This window comes from Ktedonobacter racemifer DSM 44963 (assembly GCF_000178855.1).
In the GTDB taxonomy this organism is placed as follows: domain Bacteria; phylum Chloroflexota; class Ktedonobacteria; order Ktedonobacterales; family Ktedonobacteraceae; genus Ktedonobacter; species Ktedonobacter racemifer.
This window is the reverse complement of record NZ_ADVG01000005.1, coordinates 914,672-929,586: the sequence shown is the minus strand read 5'-3', so window position 1 is coordinate 929,586 and position 14,915 is coordinate 914,672. Positions and strand designations below refer to the sequence as shown.

Below are 14,915 nucleotides of genomic sequence, written 5' to 3'. Positions count from 1 at the left end.
AAGGTTACCTCGCTGAGCATAGATCGTCGTGCGATCGATGCTCAGCGGTACGTTGAGATGGATGAGAGAGAGGTGACATATTGGATATAGACAATTACCAAGCTTTACAAAACTTTTATCGACAACATCTTGAGAGGGTGATTCTGCCGTTCTGGTTAGAGCGGGGTATAGACGCGGAGCAGGGCGCGTACTTTACCTGCTTCGATAACCAGGGCGAACGGCTTGTGAGCACCGATAAATATACCTGGTCACAGGGGCGCATGATCTGGTTGTTGGCTCGCCTGAGTGAATTGAGCCGCAACGGCCTGCTGCGCCAGGATGCTGATCGCTTGCTCGACCTGGCGCGTCAGGGCGTGGCGTTTGTGACGCGCCACGCCTTTCTTGCGAATGGAAACTGTGCCTATCTGCTTGATCGCTATGGACATCAAAAGGAGCCGTTTCCCGGTCAGGGGTTTGATACCAGTTTCTTTGCCGATTGCTTTGTAACGCTTGGTTTTACCGAATATGCGCGCGTCGCTCAGGATGCTCAGGTGCTTGAGCAAGCCTTAGCGCTGTGTATGCGCATTGTGCAGCGCATCAAGGCTGGTTCTATCCGCAGCGAGCCGTATCCCGTTCCAGCCGGATTTGAGGCCCATAGTATCCCTATGATTATGCTGAATGTGACTCAGGAGCTGGCCTCTGCCCTGGAGGCGTTCGGGCATCCCCAGTCCCAGGAATTGCGCCACTTGAGTTTTGCATATATGCAGGCGATCATGGAGCGTTTCTACCAGCCGGATGGCCTTGTCGCCGAACTTCTTCCACAATCTGGCGACGCGCCAGATACAGTGTTATGCAGACACGTGACGCCAGGCCATACCATTGAGAGCATGTGGTTTGTGCTGCGCGAGGCTCAGGCCCAGGGGCAGAAGCAGTGGGCACGACAGGCGACGCAGGCGATAGCGAAAGCGTATGAGGTGGGCTGGGATCAACAGTATGGGGGCCTGTTTCGCTATGTTGATCGCTCTGGTGGCAAGCCCGGTGGCACTCAGACTGGTGCTGTGTATGAGCGTTTAATCCTGGACACATGGGATACGAAGCTGTGGTGGCCGCATTCAGAGGCCCTGTATGGCACTCTGCTCGCGTACCATCTTACCGGGGATGCAAGCTTCGCTTCATTGTATCAGCGCACACATGTGTATGTATTCAAGACGTTCCCTCATCCCGATCAGCGCAGAGGCGAGTGGATTCAGATCCGTGATCGACAGGGACGACCCATTGATAAAGTTGTGGCCTTGCCGGTCAAAGACCCCTATCACATTATTCGTGATCTCGTGCTCATTATTGAATTACTGCAGCAACAGTTGGCGATGGCATAAGAATGTGCGCAGGGCATGAAATACACTCTACAACAAGGAGATGAAAATGAGTACAACAGTGCAGCCAATCAGTTCTCAAACGGTAGATAAGCTACGGGTCCAGATTTACGCGCATCGACAGGCGCTTGGTCTAGCCGCCGGTCAGGATGTTGGTGCCAGATTGCGGGAGTTGCTTGCGCAACAGGCGCAGGTACGCATGATCTTTGCGGCGGCGCCCTCACAGAACGAGTTTCTGCACACGTTGTCACGGTACGAAGGCATCGACTGGGCCCGCGTGGTTGCGTTTCACATGGATGAGTATATCGGGCTGCCGGCGAGCGCTCCCCAGCGTTTCGCTCGTTTCCTATCCGATCATCTATTTGATATCGTCAAACCGGGCCAGGTGCATCTCATTGAGAGCAGCGGTGACATCGACGTCGAATGTCAGCGCTACTCCAATTTGTTGCGTTTGGCTCCCATCGATATTGTGTGTCTAGGAATCGGTGAGAATGGTCACATTGCCTTTAATGATCCCCCTGTCGCCGATTTTAACGATCCATTGCTTGTGAAGCCGGTCGCGCTGGATATCACCGCGCGCCAGCAGCAGGTCAATGATGGCTGTTTTGCGCGCCTCGATGCTGTGCCCACTCATGCGATTACGCTCACGATTCCTACGTTGTTATCTTCCAGGACGTTGTTCTGTATGGTGCCAGGGGCAACAAAACGTGATGCTGTGCGGCAGACGCTGCGCGGCCCCCTTACGACCGCATGCCCTGCGACCATTCTGCGCCAGCATGCCGATTGCGTGGCCTATCTCGATACCGACTCCGCTGCCTTGCTCTAAAGAGAGCACAAGTAGGGCAGGGACTGGATAAGTAAGGGACTGGAGCGGCTCCAGTCAGGAGATGATGAGGAGAAATAACGATGAGTACTCCGGCAATGACCCGGTATCTACAACTGATTGTAGAACATTTACAGCTATTGCATGAATCGAATCGGGAGTCTATTCAGCAGGCCGCTCGTATGGTGGCGGATCAGGTGAAGGCCGATAAGCTTGTCTATGCCTACGGACCGGGTGGGCACTCTAATCTCGGTTCGCAGGAACTCTTCTTCCGGGCGGGTGGATTGATGCATGTGAGCGCGATACTGGATGAGGGAACGCTGCTAAGCGGAGGCGCGCTGCGCTCGATGGCGATTGAAAGAACGCCCGGTTATGGCAAAATCGTGATCGATGACTATGGACTGGGCGAAGGCGATTTGCTGATACTGATCAATGCCTATGGGATTAACGCCGCTTTGATCGATGCCGCTTTAGAGGCCCGACATCGCGGCGTCAAGATTATTGGTGTGACATCGGTTCGCCATGCGCAGGCAACGCCAGCGGATCATCCGGCGCGCCACCCTTCTAAGAAGAATCTGTATGAGTTAGTTGATGTGGTGCTCGATAGCAAGATTGAGGTAGGGGACGCAGTAATCAAGATTGAAGGCATTAGCCAGCCTGTTGCCCCTATGTCTACCTTTGCCACGGCTTACCTGCTCAACTCACTGGTTGCGGAGGCCGTCCAACTGCTCGCGCAAGAGGGCGTGGACCCTCCTATCTGGCGCAGCGGTAATGCGCCGGACGGAGATGAGATCAATGCCAGATTTATCGAACATTTTAAAGGGCGAATTAAGAAGCTCTAGAGAAGCAATATGCTCGGAATGTGCTGGAATTAGAAAGGTCTTATACAGAAAGGTTGTACATCAATGTGGATTGAAGGGAGACTAGTCGAGAGCAATCAGATAGTGCGCTTGGAAGTAACAGATGGTATGATTGGTCGCATCGAATCGGCGAGTGCTGCCTCTTCCATTTGGATTGCGCCTGGCTGGCTCGATATCCAGGTGAATGGATATGCCGGACATGATGTAAATGCTCCTGACGTAACGCCAGAAGTTATCATAGCATTGACCCACTCACTCTGGCAGCGCGGGGTGACTGCGTTTTGTCCTACTGTGATTACCGAATCGGAAGAAGCTATTTGCCATAGTCTGCATGCGATAGCAGCCGCTTGTGAGGCCGATTCGCGTGTGGCCCATTCCATTCCTTGCATTCATATTGAAGGTCCAGCCATCTCGCCGGAGGATGGGCCACGCGGCGCGCATCCCATAGAGCATGTGCGAGTGCCAAGTCTAGTTGAATATCATCGCTGGCAGATGGCGGCTAAAGGGCGCGTTGGTCTGATAACGCTCGCGCCGGAGTATCCTCAGGCTTGCGAGTATATTCGCGCCTTGCACGCCGATAATGTCGTTGTCGCTATTGGGCATACGGCAGCCAACGCGGAGCAGATTCAGGCGGCTGTCAACGCTGGTGCGTGTCTTTCTACTCACCTGGGCAATGGCGCACATGCTCAGCTCAAGCGTCACCCGAATTATATCTGGGAGCAGCTAGCCGAGGATCGCCTTGCCGCGAGCGTCATTTGTGATGGCCACCACCTTTCACCATCGGTTATGAAGGCAATGCTGCGTGCCAAAGGAACGGAGCGCGCGATCCTGGTGAGCGATGCGGTCGCTATTGCGGGGTTAACTCCCGGCATTTATGATACATCGGTGGGAGGCAGGGTAGAGCTATTGCCAGGTGGACGCCTCAATCTCTACGGTACGCCCCTCCTCGCTGGCTCGGTGAGTTCTCTACCGGAGTGTCTTGCGAATGTTCTACGCTATACGGATGTTACTCTGGCCGAGGCTGTGCGCATGGCGAGCACAAATCCGGCACGGCTGCTTGGCCTGGACGAAAGGGCGAAGCGGGGGACGGTGCGCAGTGGAAGATCAGCTGATTTGACGCTGTTCCGGTTCGATGCTGAGACGAAAGCAATCATCATCGAGGCTACCATCGTTCAGGGTGAGGTCGTCTACCAGCGCCATGAATAAAAATATTTTATGCGGTTTTTCTCTCTAAGATGGCAACGAAGCGGAGCAGACGATGTCTTATGCTGAATTTACTACCGGGCGCGACCTCTTGATGGGCGTCGCGCGTGCGGTGATCACTCCTCCTGTGGGAAGCGAAATGTCAGGCTTCATCGCCAGAAGTTCTGGCATGTTGGGAGTGCATGATGATCTCTATGTGCGGGCGATGGCCTGGTCCAACGGCGATGACGCCTCACGTGCAATCTTGCTGACACTCGATGTTATTGGCCTCGATCTCTCGACTGTGGAAGCGATCCGGCAGCGCATTACTGCTCGTACCACCATACCTGGAATACGGATCGCGATCACGGCTACACATACACATGGCGGTCCATCGGTGATGGATGGCCGCCTGGGAGGAAAGGTTGATCCCAGCTATCTGGATTTTCTGATTCAGACCTCCGCTGATACAGCCGTGACAGCTGTCAGTAAACAGGTTCCTGTCACGGCTCGCTTTACTGTTGGATATGAGCCAACGGTTGGGAAGAATCGCCGTATCCCGGACGGTATTATTGATCCAGCGGTTCCTGTGTTGCGCTTTGATGGTCTGGATGGTCGCCCCTATGCCCTGCTGGTGAGTTATGCCTGTCATCCGGTAACGCTGGGAGCCGATAATTTCCTGGCGACGGCAGACTATCCTGGCTATACCGTGCGGGCACTTGAAGCTGTCTATGCGGATGCGCATGTGCAATTTGTGACCGGCTGTTGCGGTCAAATTAATACCGGTCACTCGGCACAGGATAGCGTCAAGGGGCGTGGCTTGGAGCGGCGTACGTATGCGGAGTGTCAGCGCCTGGGCCGTTTGATTGCTGGCGCTGCTTTACAGGCGTCCGAACGCGGCGCTGCTCCGGGTGGAGCACCTCTTGCGATGCTCTCCCGCGCTCAGGGAAGCGCAGCGGTTCAAGTTTTTCGGCGCGTCGTCGAGCTTCCTCTGTTCGAGCCTGAGTCCCCTGATGCGTTGCGTCAATTCGCTGTGCGCTGCTATGAAGAAGCGGCGCGACTCCAGCGTACCGGCGTATCGACCGGTGATGTGCTATTGCTGCGCGGATGGGCGGCCTGGGCCGAGAAGATTAGCATCGATCCTCATCCTGCTCGTAGCATTACCGCTGAGATCATAGTCCTTGCTCTAGGCGAGATATGTATAGTGATGTTACCAGGAGAACCATTTGTGGAGCTTGGTCTCACGATCAAAGCGCGTGCCGGGAATGAAACTCTCATGGTGATAGGGTACGCCAATGGCAGCCCTGGATATATTCCCGATAGATCTGCCTATGAGACAGGCGGCTACGAAGTGGCGGAGGCATATCGCTTCTATAACTATCCCGCCGGTTTCGCTCCTGAAGCCGGTGAAGTGCTTGTGCAGGGCGCGCTTGATCTTCTTGCTCAACTTTAATGACAAAAAAGAGGATGCTGCTGGCAGTTTTCCTCTTAAGAGAGGCATAGTTTCTCTATGAGAACGAGGCGTGCAGCAGCAACACAATAAGCGATGAGGGGTTCTACTACTGTGGACCATTGTTTCTAACCAATGACGCTGCTCTACTGATAATAGTATCGGATAACGATAATGAGAGATGCTCATCTCGCCCTCCTGTCTTCGGTAACATGAGAATCATGCTATATTAAATGTACTTGAAGCGTTTCCATCAAAGCCGGAATGCAGAGGGCTGCCAGTCCTCTGCATTCCAGCTTTTGGGGCGCTCCCAAATGATCACTCCTTGCGCACAGAAGAGAGTGACAGAGGCACAACAGATCAGTGTCACAGTCACCACCACCCTTGCTCAGGCCTGGGAACGGGTCGAGTGGTACAAGCATCACTGGGTGGTCGAGGAATGCCTCAAAACAGGATGTTGTCTGGAGGAACGCCAATTGCAACGTGCAGAACGCATCATACGCTTGTTGGGATTGTTGTCTCCAGCGGCTGTGCGATTGCTGCAACTGCGAGATCTTTCCCGCCAAGAACCCCAGACGCCTGCGTCTGAGGGGGGGAAGCCGATGTGCTCGCCGTGGTCGCGGCGCAAACGGGTCAGTCGCCCACACAGATGACCATGCAAGCCGCTTGGAAAGCCGTTGCTCAAATGGGAGGCTACTTGGCCCGCCACAGCGATGGTCCTCCCAGCTGGAAACCCCTTTGGAGGGGTTGGCTTCGCGTTCAAACCCTTCTTGAAGGGGTTCGACTCGCTTCTCATCTTCGTTTGTAATTTGTGTAGAAGAGACAGGCATCGATGCCTGGGGCTTTCTCGCTCGGTTTTCTGTAAATAGCCCTGCCTGGCTTGTAAGCGGACTGGACAAAAAGCTGTCCAGGTTATACATTGGGAATATACCATGATCAGAAGGAGTCTCGTCCAATGTTCAACCCCTCTCCGGTCTTGTCGCCAGAGCAGGTACTCGAAAAATTGAGGCAGCACGCCGATCCGCAGGTTGTTCAGGGGCAATCTCGCTTTGGCAGCCGGCCCGCGCACCCACTGGGTATCAAAATACCAGTCCTGCGTACCATAGCGAAAGAGATCGGGCGCAACCATGCTCTGGCGTTAGAGTTATGGGCATCAGGCATTCATGAGGCTCGTATCCTGGCGGCCATGGTTGATGAGCCGCAATACGTCACGCGTGAACAAATGGAGGCATGGGTGCGTGATTTCGATACCTGGGATGTGTGCGATCAGGTATGTGGCGGCCTCTTCGATAAGACCCCCTATGCCTACCAGAAAGCCATCGAGTGGTGCCACCGCGAGGAGGAGTTTGTGCGGCGCGCAGGCTTCGTATTGACGGCATACCTGGCGGTTCACGACAAGCGAGCTAGCGATAAAATGTTCTCGCCCTTCTTTCCCCTGATCAAGCAGTATGCCACTGACGAGCGCAATTTTGTGAAGAAGGCAGTCAACTGGGCCTTACGCCAGATCGGCAAGCGGAACGCCCAACTGCTCACCCAGGCTATTGCCTGCGGTGAAGAGATTCAGCAGGTCAATTCCAGGGCTGTTCGCTGGATCGCGAGCGATGCCCTGCGTGAATTGCGGAAGATAGCAATAGCAAGCTCAGGTGTTGAGAGCAACAGCGACGAAGTTGCCCGGCGGCGCTTCCCATCTCTCCGATGCAGCCCTCTCTCACCCATGTCCGGTAGTGACGGATGATGCTGGGTACATACCGCTACGACCCGTCGCTACCGAAAGGGGGTCTGTGTCTCCCCCCGTTATGGAAGTTGCCAGTTGACGACGACATCGACGGTGGTGATAAGGATGTGGCGGTCATCCTGAGACCAGGCAGCCTGAGTCACGCTGGTGTAGACACGACCAGGTGGGGCTTCACGGCCATCGGTGTAGAGCAAGAGGTGACCGTCGTTGGCATCCCAGACCAGCGTAGCACCACGATTGTCTGCTGATACAATGCGCTTGCCATCATGGGACCAGGAGACTGCTCTCGTAGTGACCGGCGGTGGCTTAACCCCTTTATGGTTCTCCGGTCTCAACCTGTCTTCAAAGTCCTCCTTATACGAGAGATGAACGTTGGTCTTGAGCACCTCGCGTCCCGCGTCGACATCCCAGATGTGGACATAGCCGTCTCCTCCTGCCGAGGCCACGCGCTTGCTGTCCGGTGACCAGGAGACAGAGGTGACGAAGGAAGGCTTCCCGTTGTCGAGCGGATACTGGAAGCGTGCGACTTGCTGCCCGCTCAGTGCATCCAAGATCTGCACCATCCCATCGTTGCCCGCGGTGGCTATGCGGTTCCCTTGCGGCGACCAGGCTACGGAGAGCACGCCGTCCTGATGACCTGTATAGGTCGTGATGCGCTCGCCAGTCAGCGCGCGCCAGATCTGGACTTCGGTCTTGGTACTCGCTGTATCGGCGGAGACGATGTACTGTCCATCAGGCGACCAGGCGATGGATGAGATAATCCAGGGACTCTCGCGGTAGGTCAGCACGCGTTGCCCCATCTTTCCCGGCTCAGCAGACCAGACGTGCACGGTCTTATCCTGTCCACCGGAAGCGATATATTTGCTATCGGGCGACCAGGCAATGGCCTGGATAAACTCAGTATGCCCGCGATAGGTATAGAGGAGTTGCGCGCTGTGAGCGTCCCATACCTGAACGGTCTTGTCCGCGCCCCCCGACGCCACATACTTGCCATCGGGTGAGAGGGCGGCGGCGAAGATGTCGATAGATTGGCCGCGATAGTTCACATACTGCGAAGCATAGGAGGCGTGACTCGGCCCCCAGAGGTGAATGGTGGCGAGAATGTATCCATACACCATGTAGAGGAGCACTCCCAGAAAGATCAGCCCGATGACGGCCTCTTTGAAGGTGAAACGCACTTTCCTGCGCTTGCCCCGATCTGGCTGCGGTGCGTGCGTCCAGGCATAGAACGCGTTGAGGCCAGGAGAACCAGGATATGAAGGGTCTGGTTGTTGTGGGTTGCCGGGATTAGGGTAAGCATTGGGGTTGTATGGTCCCGGTTGCTGCGGCCCCGGACCGGGATATGGTGGTGGTCCCGAATAACTCATCGGCGAAATCCTTTCCTGCACACATGTGGAGTCTTCTGCAAAGTAAACGGCTAGAGGTGATGTTCTGTGGGGTTGGATATTGATGGTGCCCCGTATGGAGGCGCGCGACGGGTAGCAACCCTCGTTCAGCAGTGCCAGCCACCAAGTGCAATGATACCCCATACAGGTGTCCCTCTTTTGAAGGAACTGAAGGTCGCTCGCGCCACAGGTGGATCGATATTTCACGTCACTCCTGATCAATGGGACACGCTTATGGAAATTGTTGGAGGGTGGCCTGGAAGCACTCCTAAATAGCCGGCGTTGAACGTGCCATCACAGAATACGCAGAAAAAAGACGTTTGGGACAGGGATATGTCCTCGATGCCGATCTCCGTCGAGCTATCGAACAGTACGCGATGGAGATCGCAAAGGCCTTTTATGAAAAACAGGGGTGGAGCGTCTTCGATGTTTCTGTCACTCATTCCTATGATTTGCTTTGCACCTCGGCAACTGGAAAGGAACTTCACGTCGAGGTCAAAGGAACGACCTCGGACGGAACACAAATTTCGCTCACAGCAAACGAAGTGACGCATGCGCAAAATTTTTATCCCAATGTCGCGCTCTTTATTCTCTCGCATATCCAAATTGACTCAACAACACCTATGACGCTCAATGGTGGCGAAATTCAGCGCCTGGAGGCCTGGAATATTGGTGAAGGGACGCTCTCACCCCTCGCCTTCTCCTATTAACAGGGAAAAATAAACAGAATTCTCTAATATGACTGATAAGTCACGATAGTTTATAGTATGGCAAATGCGAACAAATAATCTGGCGTGCTGTAGATTCTTCCATATTGGATCAACCCAAAAAATGGGAATGCATGGCTGGCGGAACCGATATCCTACTCCCGTGATCGTTTCGAGATACGTAGGATGCCTGGGGTCGTCTTCCAACTTGAGGCGCAGGGTATGCAGGTAGACGCGGATATAATCCACTTCAAGGGATCAGAGTGCGAGGGCGAAGAGGTCAAGGCCCTGGTCATCCTTAAGCAAGGAGCAGTCATCTCTGAGGCTTAACGAATTGCCTGGTCCAAGCAAAATATGGCCGATGATAAGTACCCGCGCATTATCAAGCTCCGCATCACGCTGCCTATGCATATGATGCAAAGCGGTGGAGAAGTCAAAGAGGTTTCCCGCTCTCACCGCGAGCAGAGTCTGAATTCTGTTCCTCATCTGCTCTTGCTCTCAGTGCAGATCTCTACAGCTCTGAAGCAGATGGTTGATCAGTTCATACATCATCCGACCAACCATCCTGGTCAGGATGTAGCCGATGTGGTAGCCACCTTTCAGTTTGGGTGGCGCCCCTTTGCTCATTGCTAAAATGCTTGGCTTCGAGATCCCTTTGCGCCTCTCCTTCGAGTACTCAGCGGTCGCCGCGCTCGCCACCGCCATGGAAGAGATACTTATTGAACACCTTGAAGCATCACCCGTAGGCGAGCGTGCAAAGCGCGTTACGCGTGCGCAGGCCACCTGCTATAGATCCTCAACACAGCATCTGTTGCTATGCCTCGTTTTAAGGTGGACGGGCAAGCCTGAGAGGTCTTACATAAGAATCGGAGAAGCTTCCTTAGAGAAGAGACCCTAAACTGCACGCAAATGGCATGCTGCTTTCGTACCGTTTGAGCAGCGGCAAGTCTTTTGCTCTGTCTTTTCAGAGGATTGTTCACGTGAAATCGCAAGAAAGTATCAGTGAATCGATATATTTATACTTATCTAAATAAAGGCGAATACAACGGCATTCGCCTGACTCGCCCCTAAAAAGAGGAGAAGTACAACATTGAAGCGTATCTATTTACTCATGGCGGCCACGCTGGCCTTCGCGCTCTCCATCTCGATCTCCCTCGCTAGCTCTACGAGTTCTGCTCACGCAAGCTCAAACAGTGAAGTCCTTCACTCCATACGCAGCATGCGAGTGAAAAACACTGCCGCCGCCTGTCGCAATTGCGCCGGGAGCAATAATCTGAGCTACCATGGCGGCACAGGCGGCGTGGGCGTGGAAACCGGAGCGGACAAGGTGTATCTGATCTACTGGGGATCGCAATGGAACAACAACGATCCATCTGGTGAGGCGGCCATTCAGCAGAATTTCTTTAAAGGCGTAGGTGGCTCAAGTTGGAACAACTCGGTGACGCAATACTGTGAAGGCGTTTCCTCCGGCACGATTACCTGTGGCTCATCGGGCACACATGCCACAAACCCCACCGGCGTATTCGCCGGCATCTGGTATGACAATGCATCTGCGGCTCCCTCTAAACCCAGTCAGTCGCAACTGGCCAGTGAAGCGGTCAAGGCAGCAGCGCATTTTGGCAATACGACTGCATCTTCCAATAAAACGGTTCAGTATGTGATCAATACCGCGACGCACAATAACGCGAGTGGTTTTGGAACCCAATACTGCGCCTGGCACAGTTCGACGAGTTCGAGCTATGGCAATATTGCCTATACCAACATGCCCTACATTACTGACGCGGGGGCGAGCTGTGGTGCCAACTTCGTGAACTCGGGGAGCGCGGGCTTGACCGACGGTATCACCATTGTCGGTGGTCATGAGTTTGCCGAGACTGAAACCGATATCTATCCCAGTACTGGCTGGATCGACGGCAGTGGGAGCGAGAACGGGGACAAATGTGCCTGGATTCGCTCCGGTCAGGGGGCCTCAGCCAACATTACCTTGAGCACAGGAACATTTCCTGTCCAGTCGCTCTGGAGTAACGCGTTTAATAACAACGCCGGTGGGTGTGTCATTTCCTATCCCTAATACGGATCTTAGTGTACCTGGAGGGATCGCCAGGATAGGCGATCCCTTTTCTTTTTGCAGCTTCCAATTTACAGAAACCAAGCGGGTGATCTTACCCCGATTTGGTAGAGTCGGCAAAGCTGAGATATACTCTAGCAAATCAGGAAAGGGATCAGTGTGATCGGCCTCTCTGAGAACATGTTTAACGGCTATACAAAATATTTTGGCATGCTCGAGTTACCGGCAGTAGCGCTTGTGCGCGAACTGGCGGGACAGCTTCGTGAGCAAGGAGCCAACGTGGTGATCCTTCTCTCACATATGGGATTGAAGAACGACCGCGAACTCGCCAGCGAGCTACAGGGTGTGGTTCCCTTGATTATTGGTGCACATACGCATGACCTACTACCCGAAGGCGAGCGTGTTGGTGAAGTACTGATTGCTCAGGCGGGCTGCTACGCGCAGCATCTTGGTTATCTTGATCTGCTCTGGGATGGTGAACGCCTCTCGGTCGAGCGCGTACGCGTCGAGCCCGTCAGCGAGGAAATTCCACCCGCGCCAGAGATCGTGGCAGAGGTCAGGCGGATTGAAGAGGATATTACGCATGTGTTTAGTGAAGTCATCGGTGAGCTCATGGAGCCACTGGACTTCTCAGAGGAGCGCGAGTGTAGTACGGTAAACCTTATGGCTGATATGCTGCGTGAACGAATGGGGGCCGAGGTGGCTTTGATAACATCTGGTGCCAGCTTTATTGAAGCGCTTCCGTCAGGACCCCTAACGCGTGGAAAGCTCTGGGAAGCCTGTCCCTCGCCTGGGAATCCTGGGGTTGTGGATATGACTGGTACACAATTGCCTGCCGTTATCCAGCGTGGCCTCGACCCTGAAATGGTTGCCAGGCGACCCCGTCCACTGCGCGGACATGCGCAAGGCCTTCTCCACCTGAGTGGCGCAAGCATGCGTGCCGGGCAGCTCTATGTTGGAGATGAGCCGGTTGACCAGGAACGGATCTACCGTGTCGCGGGGTCTGACTGGGAACTGGACTCCTATGGAGGGTATACCAATCCCGAGTGGGAGCTCAAGCCCACTTATGATATGCCCATTATTTTGCCTGAAGCGCTGGAGGCATATATCACACAACAGAAGAGGATCAGCCTGCCAGTGATGGGTCGCCTGGGGTAAAACATGCAGGAGCCCATGATCTTCTAGAATCTCTCCCAGGTTGGCTAGATACGAGGATGGTCCCACGAACCACAGAAAAGGGAGGTTCGACCTCGAGTCTGTTATGAACTTTAAGGGAACTGCACCTGTTCGATCATTCGCGCCAGCCACTCAAGTTCTGCACGTATTCGTTGATCATTGAAAGCATTCAATTTTTCGACATAGGGCTGTATTTTGCCCACAATTGGGGAATCAAGATATTTCTGGTATCGTCCCTTTTCCAGGACAAGGGACTGGAGCGCCTGTATACGCGTTTGCAGGATCTTCACGCGATCCTCAGGCTCCAGGAAGCCGAAGAGGGCGAAACGCACATAGAAGTCCATATCGTTGCGAGCGATTGCGTGTGGGAAGTCGCGCAGCATCTCGCGCAGTTCGGACAGACCATGGTCTGTCAAATGATAGATGTGGCGATCGGGCTTTCCTTGTTGCTCGATCGCTTCGCGCCGCACCACACCCATCTCCTCAAAACGCCGCAGCGCCGGATAGAGCTGATTATGGTGCAGCGTCACCAGTCCGCCCAATGTCTGATCGTACGTCTTCTTTATCTCATATCCATGCATTGGGCGAGAAAGAAGCGCGGCAAGTATAAGCATATCCGCAAGCATAGACGTTCATCCCCGATATATTCCACAAAAGAGCAAGAAAGACTGCGCTAGCCTTTCTGGAGCGTTGAGATCGTTTTGCCCGATTCTATGAGCAAAATCTGTAGGGCTGCAAGTAAGCCCATAGCAAGCTTGCGCAGTCTTTCGATGCGACTTCCGAATGTTATACCATAACCTCAGCCCCTCTACCACACTTTCTTTCAAGAGCAGAAAGGAAAATCAGAGATGGACAAGCGAGCAACTACTACCAGACCACCGGGAGATGAGCCGGACCGGTGGTCGCTGTATCGCCTGATCGCCAGGGCACCTCAGACGGAGCGACCGCCAGGCGCACATTCGGTAGGCGTTTGAGCAGCGTCATCCAGAGCACCTGCATCTCCATACGCGCCAGCTGCTGACCCAGGCAGGCATGGATACCACGGCCAAAGCTGAGGATGGGATTTGGCGTGCGATCAAAATTCACCACGTCTGGATCAGAGAAGACCGATGGATCTCTATTGCCGACATGAAAAGGCAGCACCAGCACTTCGCCCGGCGGGACATGGACGCCGCTGAACTCGACCTCCTCGCGAGCGATGCGCGGCCTACCGCCTGCACCCAGCAGGGTGACGCGCAGAATCTCCTCGATCGCGGAAGCCATTGCTTCTGCATCATCGACGCGCGCTTTCAACTGTTCCAGCAGATCTGGGCGTTGGAACAGCACAAAAGCGGAATTGGTAAAGCTTGTGCTGGTTGTCTCAAAACCGGCGGCGATCAATCCAAGCGCGAACGAGAGCATCTCCTGCTCTGTAAGCACGCCATCGCCCTGTTCGTGGTTCTTCACCAGCAGACCCAGGACGGTATTGCTCGGATTGGCCCGCTCTTTCTCGATCAGGGGCGTAATATACTGCACCATTTTCTGCCAGCGCTCCTGCTGCTCTTCTGAGGTGGCAGTGCGTGAGAGCAGATCGCGTCCCCATTCGCGGAAGAGCCTCTCATCTTCATAGGGAATACCCAGCAGTTCGCAAATGACAGCCATAGGCGTTTTGATGGCATAGTCCTCATAGAGGTCCGCCGGCGGCCCCTTGCGCTCCATCTCATCGATCAGCCGATTGGTCAGCGTGACCACCCCTGGACGCATCTCGTTGGCATGCTTAACGGTGAAGGCCTGCGTAACCAGGCGGCGAATCTGATTGTGACGCTCAGGCGTCACTGTAAAGAGCGAACCCTCGCGTGTACGGGATGAGACCTCCATACGCGGCACATCGCCGTCTGAGCGGAGAATCGTGCCACAGCGCTGCGCATCGTTTGCAGCCTTCGTGATATCTGCATGGCGGGTCAACAGGAGCGCATCACCGCCGTAGGGCATCTTCACACGCGCTACCGGGCACTTTGCTTGCAACTCCGTATACTCTTTGGGGAGTTCCAGACGATGATCGGCCAGCGGAAACGGGAAATGGAGCGGTGCTTCCTGCTGCACATCCTGCACCTGGACGTTTATGTCCTGTTCGTTACTCATAATGACTATCTGCTCCAATCTAGAATTTGCCTGTTTTTATCACTATCTCGCTGAAA

The 14,915-nt window shown here is 54.4% G+C and carries 16 protein-coding genes; 12 read left to right on the top strand and 4 right to left on the bottom strand.

Translation table 11 applies throughout. The features are described from left to right. Positions 1–80: 80 nt before the first annotated feature. The 7 genes from KRAC_RS58045 (at position 81) to KRAC_RS58020 (ending at position 7,402) form a co-directional block, all read left to right on the top strand. Complete coding sequence (locus tag KRAC_RS58045) at positions 81–1,355, top strand: AGE family epimerase/isomerase (protein WP_007923034.1); 1,275 nt, start codon at positions 81–83, stop codon at positions 1,353–1,355. A 46-nt stretch (positions 1,356–1,401) separates the two neighbouring features. Continuing rightward, positions 1,402–2,178 (top strand): glucosamine-6-phosphate deaminase, encoded by a 777-nt coding sequence (locus tag KRAC_RS58040; RefSeq protein ID WP_007923032.1) that lies wholly within the window; start codon positions 1,402–1,404, stop codon positions 2,176–2,178. An 80-nt stretch (positions 2,179–2,258) separates the two neighbouring features. Next, positions 2,259–3,017 (top strand): sugar isomerase domain-containing protein, encoded by a 759-nt coding sequence (locus KRAC_RS58035; RefSeq protein WP_007923028.1) that lies wholly within the window; start codon positions 2,259–2,261, stop codon positions 3,015–3,017. A gap of 126 nt (positions 3,018–3,143) precedes the next feature. Further along, positions 3,144–4,241 carry an N-acetylglucosamine-6-phosphate deacetylase gene (locus KRAC_RS58030; RefSeq protein WP_211221555.1) on the top strand — a complete coding sequence of 366 codons (1,098 nt, stop codon included), beginning with the start codon at positions 3,144–3,146 and terminating at the stop codon, positions 4,239–4,241. A 52-nt stretch (positions 4,242–4,293) separates the two neighbouring features. Then, a complete protein-coding gene (locus tag KRAC_RS58025; protein WP_007923019.1) occupies positions 4,294–5,670 on the top strand; it encodes a hypothetical protein in 1,377 nt (458 codons plus the stop codon). A 338-nt stretch (positions 5,671–6,008) separates the two neighbouring features. Next, entirely contained in the window at positions 6,009–6,320 is a 312-nt protein-coding gene (locus KRAC_RS73425) for a hypothetical protein (protein ID WP_157508347.1), read from the top strand. A gap of 302 nt (positions 6,321–6,622) precedes the next feature. Beyond that, a complete protein-coding gene (locus tag KRAC_RS58020) occupies positions 6,623–7,402 on the top strand; it encodes a DNA alkylation repair protein (protein WP_007923017.1) in 780 nt (259 codons plus the stop codon). Positions 7,403–7,461: 59 nt separating this feature from the next. Here KRAC_RS58020 and KRAC_RS58015 read toward each other — a convergent pair whose 3' ends face one another. Beyond that, entirely contained in the window at positions 7,462–8,769 is a 1,308-nt protein-coding gene (locus tag KRAC_RS58015) for a WD40 repeat domain-containing protein (RefSeq protein WP_040448590.1), read from the bottom strand. Between the two features lie 338 nt (positions 8,770–9,107). Between KRAC_RS58015 and KRAC_RS58010 the strand changes: the two genes are divergently transcribed. After that, positions 9,108–9,497 carry a protein NO VEIN domain-containing protein gene (locus KRAC_RS58010; protein WP_052569429.1) on the top strand — a complete coding sequence of 130 codons (390 nt, stop codon included), beginning with the start codon at positions 9,108–9,110 and terminating at the stop codon, positions 9,495–9,497. Here KRAC_RS58010 and KRAC_RS78945 read toward each other — a convergent pair. Further along, the gene (locus KRAC_RS78945) at positions 9,474–9,743 is read right to left on the bottom strand and encodes a winged helix-turn-helix domain-containing protein (RefSeq protein WP_075164682.1); all 270 of its coding nucleotides are present in this window, start codon (positions 9,741–9,743) and stop codon (positions 9,474–9,476) included. The genes KRAC_RS58010 and KRAC_RS78945 overlap by 24 nt on opposite strands. On the opposite strand from KRAC_RS78945, the gene KRAC_RS78940 reads away from it, so the two are divergent. From KRAC_RS78940 to KRAC_RS57995, 4 genes are all read left to right on the top strand, one after another. Then, a complete protein-coding gene (locus tag KRAC_RS78940; RefSeq protein ID WP_274532250.1) occupies positions 9,681–9,824 on the top strand; it encodes a hypothetical protein in 144 nt (47 codons plus the stop codon). The genes KRAC_RS78945 and KRAC_RS78940 overlap by 63 nt on opposite strands. 24 nt (positions 9,825–9,848) lie before the next feature. Then, positions 9,849–10,127: a CurL C-terminal domain-containing protein gene (locus KRAC_RS80665; RefSeq protein ID WP_040448589.1), complete on the top strand. Its 279-nt coding sequence runs from the start codon at positions 9,849–9,851 to the stop codon at positions 10,125–10,127. A gap of 457 nt (positions 10,128–10,584) precedes the next feature. After that, a complete protein-coding gene (locus KRAC_RS58000; RefSeq protein WP_007923014.1) occupies positions 10,585–11,565 on the top strand; it encodes a hypothetical protein in 981 nt (326 codons plus the stop codon). Positions 11,566–11,721: 156 nt separating this feature from the next. Beyond that, a complete protein-coding gene (locus KRAC_RS57995) occupies positions 11,722–12,720 on the top strand; it encodes a bifunctional metallophosphatase/5'-nucleotidase (RefSeq protein WP_007923012.1) in 999 nt (332 codons plus the stop codon). Positions 12,721–12,830: 110 nt separating this feature from the next. On the opposite strand, the gene KRAC_RS57990 is transcribed toward KRAC_RS57995, so the two are convergent. Beyond that, entirely contained in the window at positions 12,831–13,364 is a 534-nt protein-coding gene (locus KRAC_RS57990) for a PadR family transcriptional regulator (protein WP_007923011.1), read from the bottom strand. A 241-nt stretch (positions 13,365–13,605) separates the two neighbouring features. Next, on the bottom strand, positions 13,606–14,859 hold the full coding sequence (locus KRAC_RS57985) for a cytochrome P450 (protein ID WP_007923010.1): 1,254 nt from the start codon (positions 14,857–14,859) through the stop codon (positions 13,606–13,608). Between the last annotated feature and the right edge of the window lie 56 nt (positions 14,860–14,915).

Bases quoted from the DNA above. Each gene is read 5' to 3' on its own strand.
- KRAC_RS58040 (WP_007923032.1), top strand. From the start codon at position 1,402: ATGAGTACAACAGTGCAGCCAATCAGTTCTCAAACGGTAGATAAGCTA.
- KRAC_RS58035 (WP_007923028.1), top strand. From the start codon at position 2,259: ATGAGTACTCCGGCAATGACCCGGTATCTACAACTGATTGTAGAACAT.
- KRAC_RS58030 (WP_211221555.1), top strand. From the start codon at position 3,144: ATGATTGGTCGCATCGAATCGGCGAGTGCTGCCTCTTCCATTTGGATT.
- KRAC_RS58025 (WP_007923019.1), top strand. From the start codon at position 4,294: ATGTCTTATGCTGAATTTACTACCGGGCGCGACCTCTTGATGGGCGTC.
- KRAC_RS58020 (WP_007923017.1), top strand. From the start codon at position 6,623: ATGTTCAACCCCTCTCCGGTCTTGTCGCCAGAGCAGGTACTCGAAAAA.
- KRAC_RS58015 (WP_040448590.1), bottom strand. From the start codon at position 8,769: ATGAGTTATTCGGGACCACCACCATATCCCGGTCCGGGGCCGCAGCAA.
- KRAC_RS78940 (WP_274532250.1), top strand. From the start codon at position 9,681: ATGCCTGGGGTCGTCTTCCAACTTGAGGCGCAGGGTATGCAGGTAGAC.
- KRAC_RS80665 (WP_040448589.1), top strand. From the start codon at position 9,849: ATGGCCGATGATAAGTACCCGCGCATTATCAAGCTCCGCATCACGCTG.
- KRAC_RS57990 (WP_007923011.1), bottom strand. From the start codon at position 13,364: ATGCTTGCGGATATGCTTATACTTGCCGCGCTTCTTTCTCGCCCAATG.
- KRAC_RS57985 (WP_007923010.1), bottom strand. From the start codon at position 14,859: ATGAGTAACGAACAGGACATAAACGTCCAGGTGCAGGATGTGCAGCAG.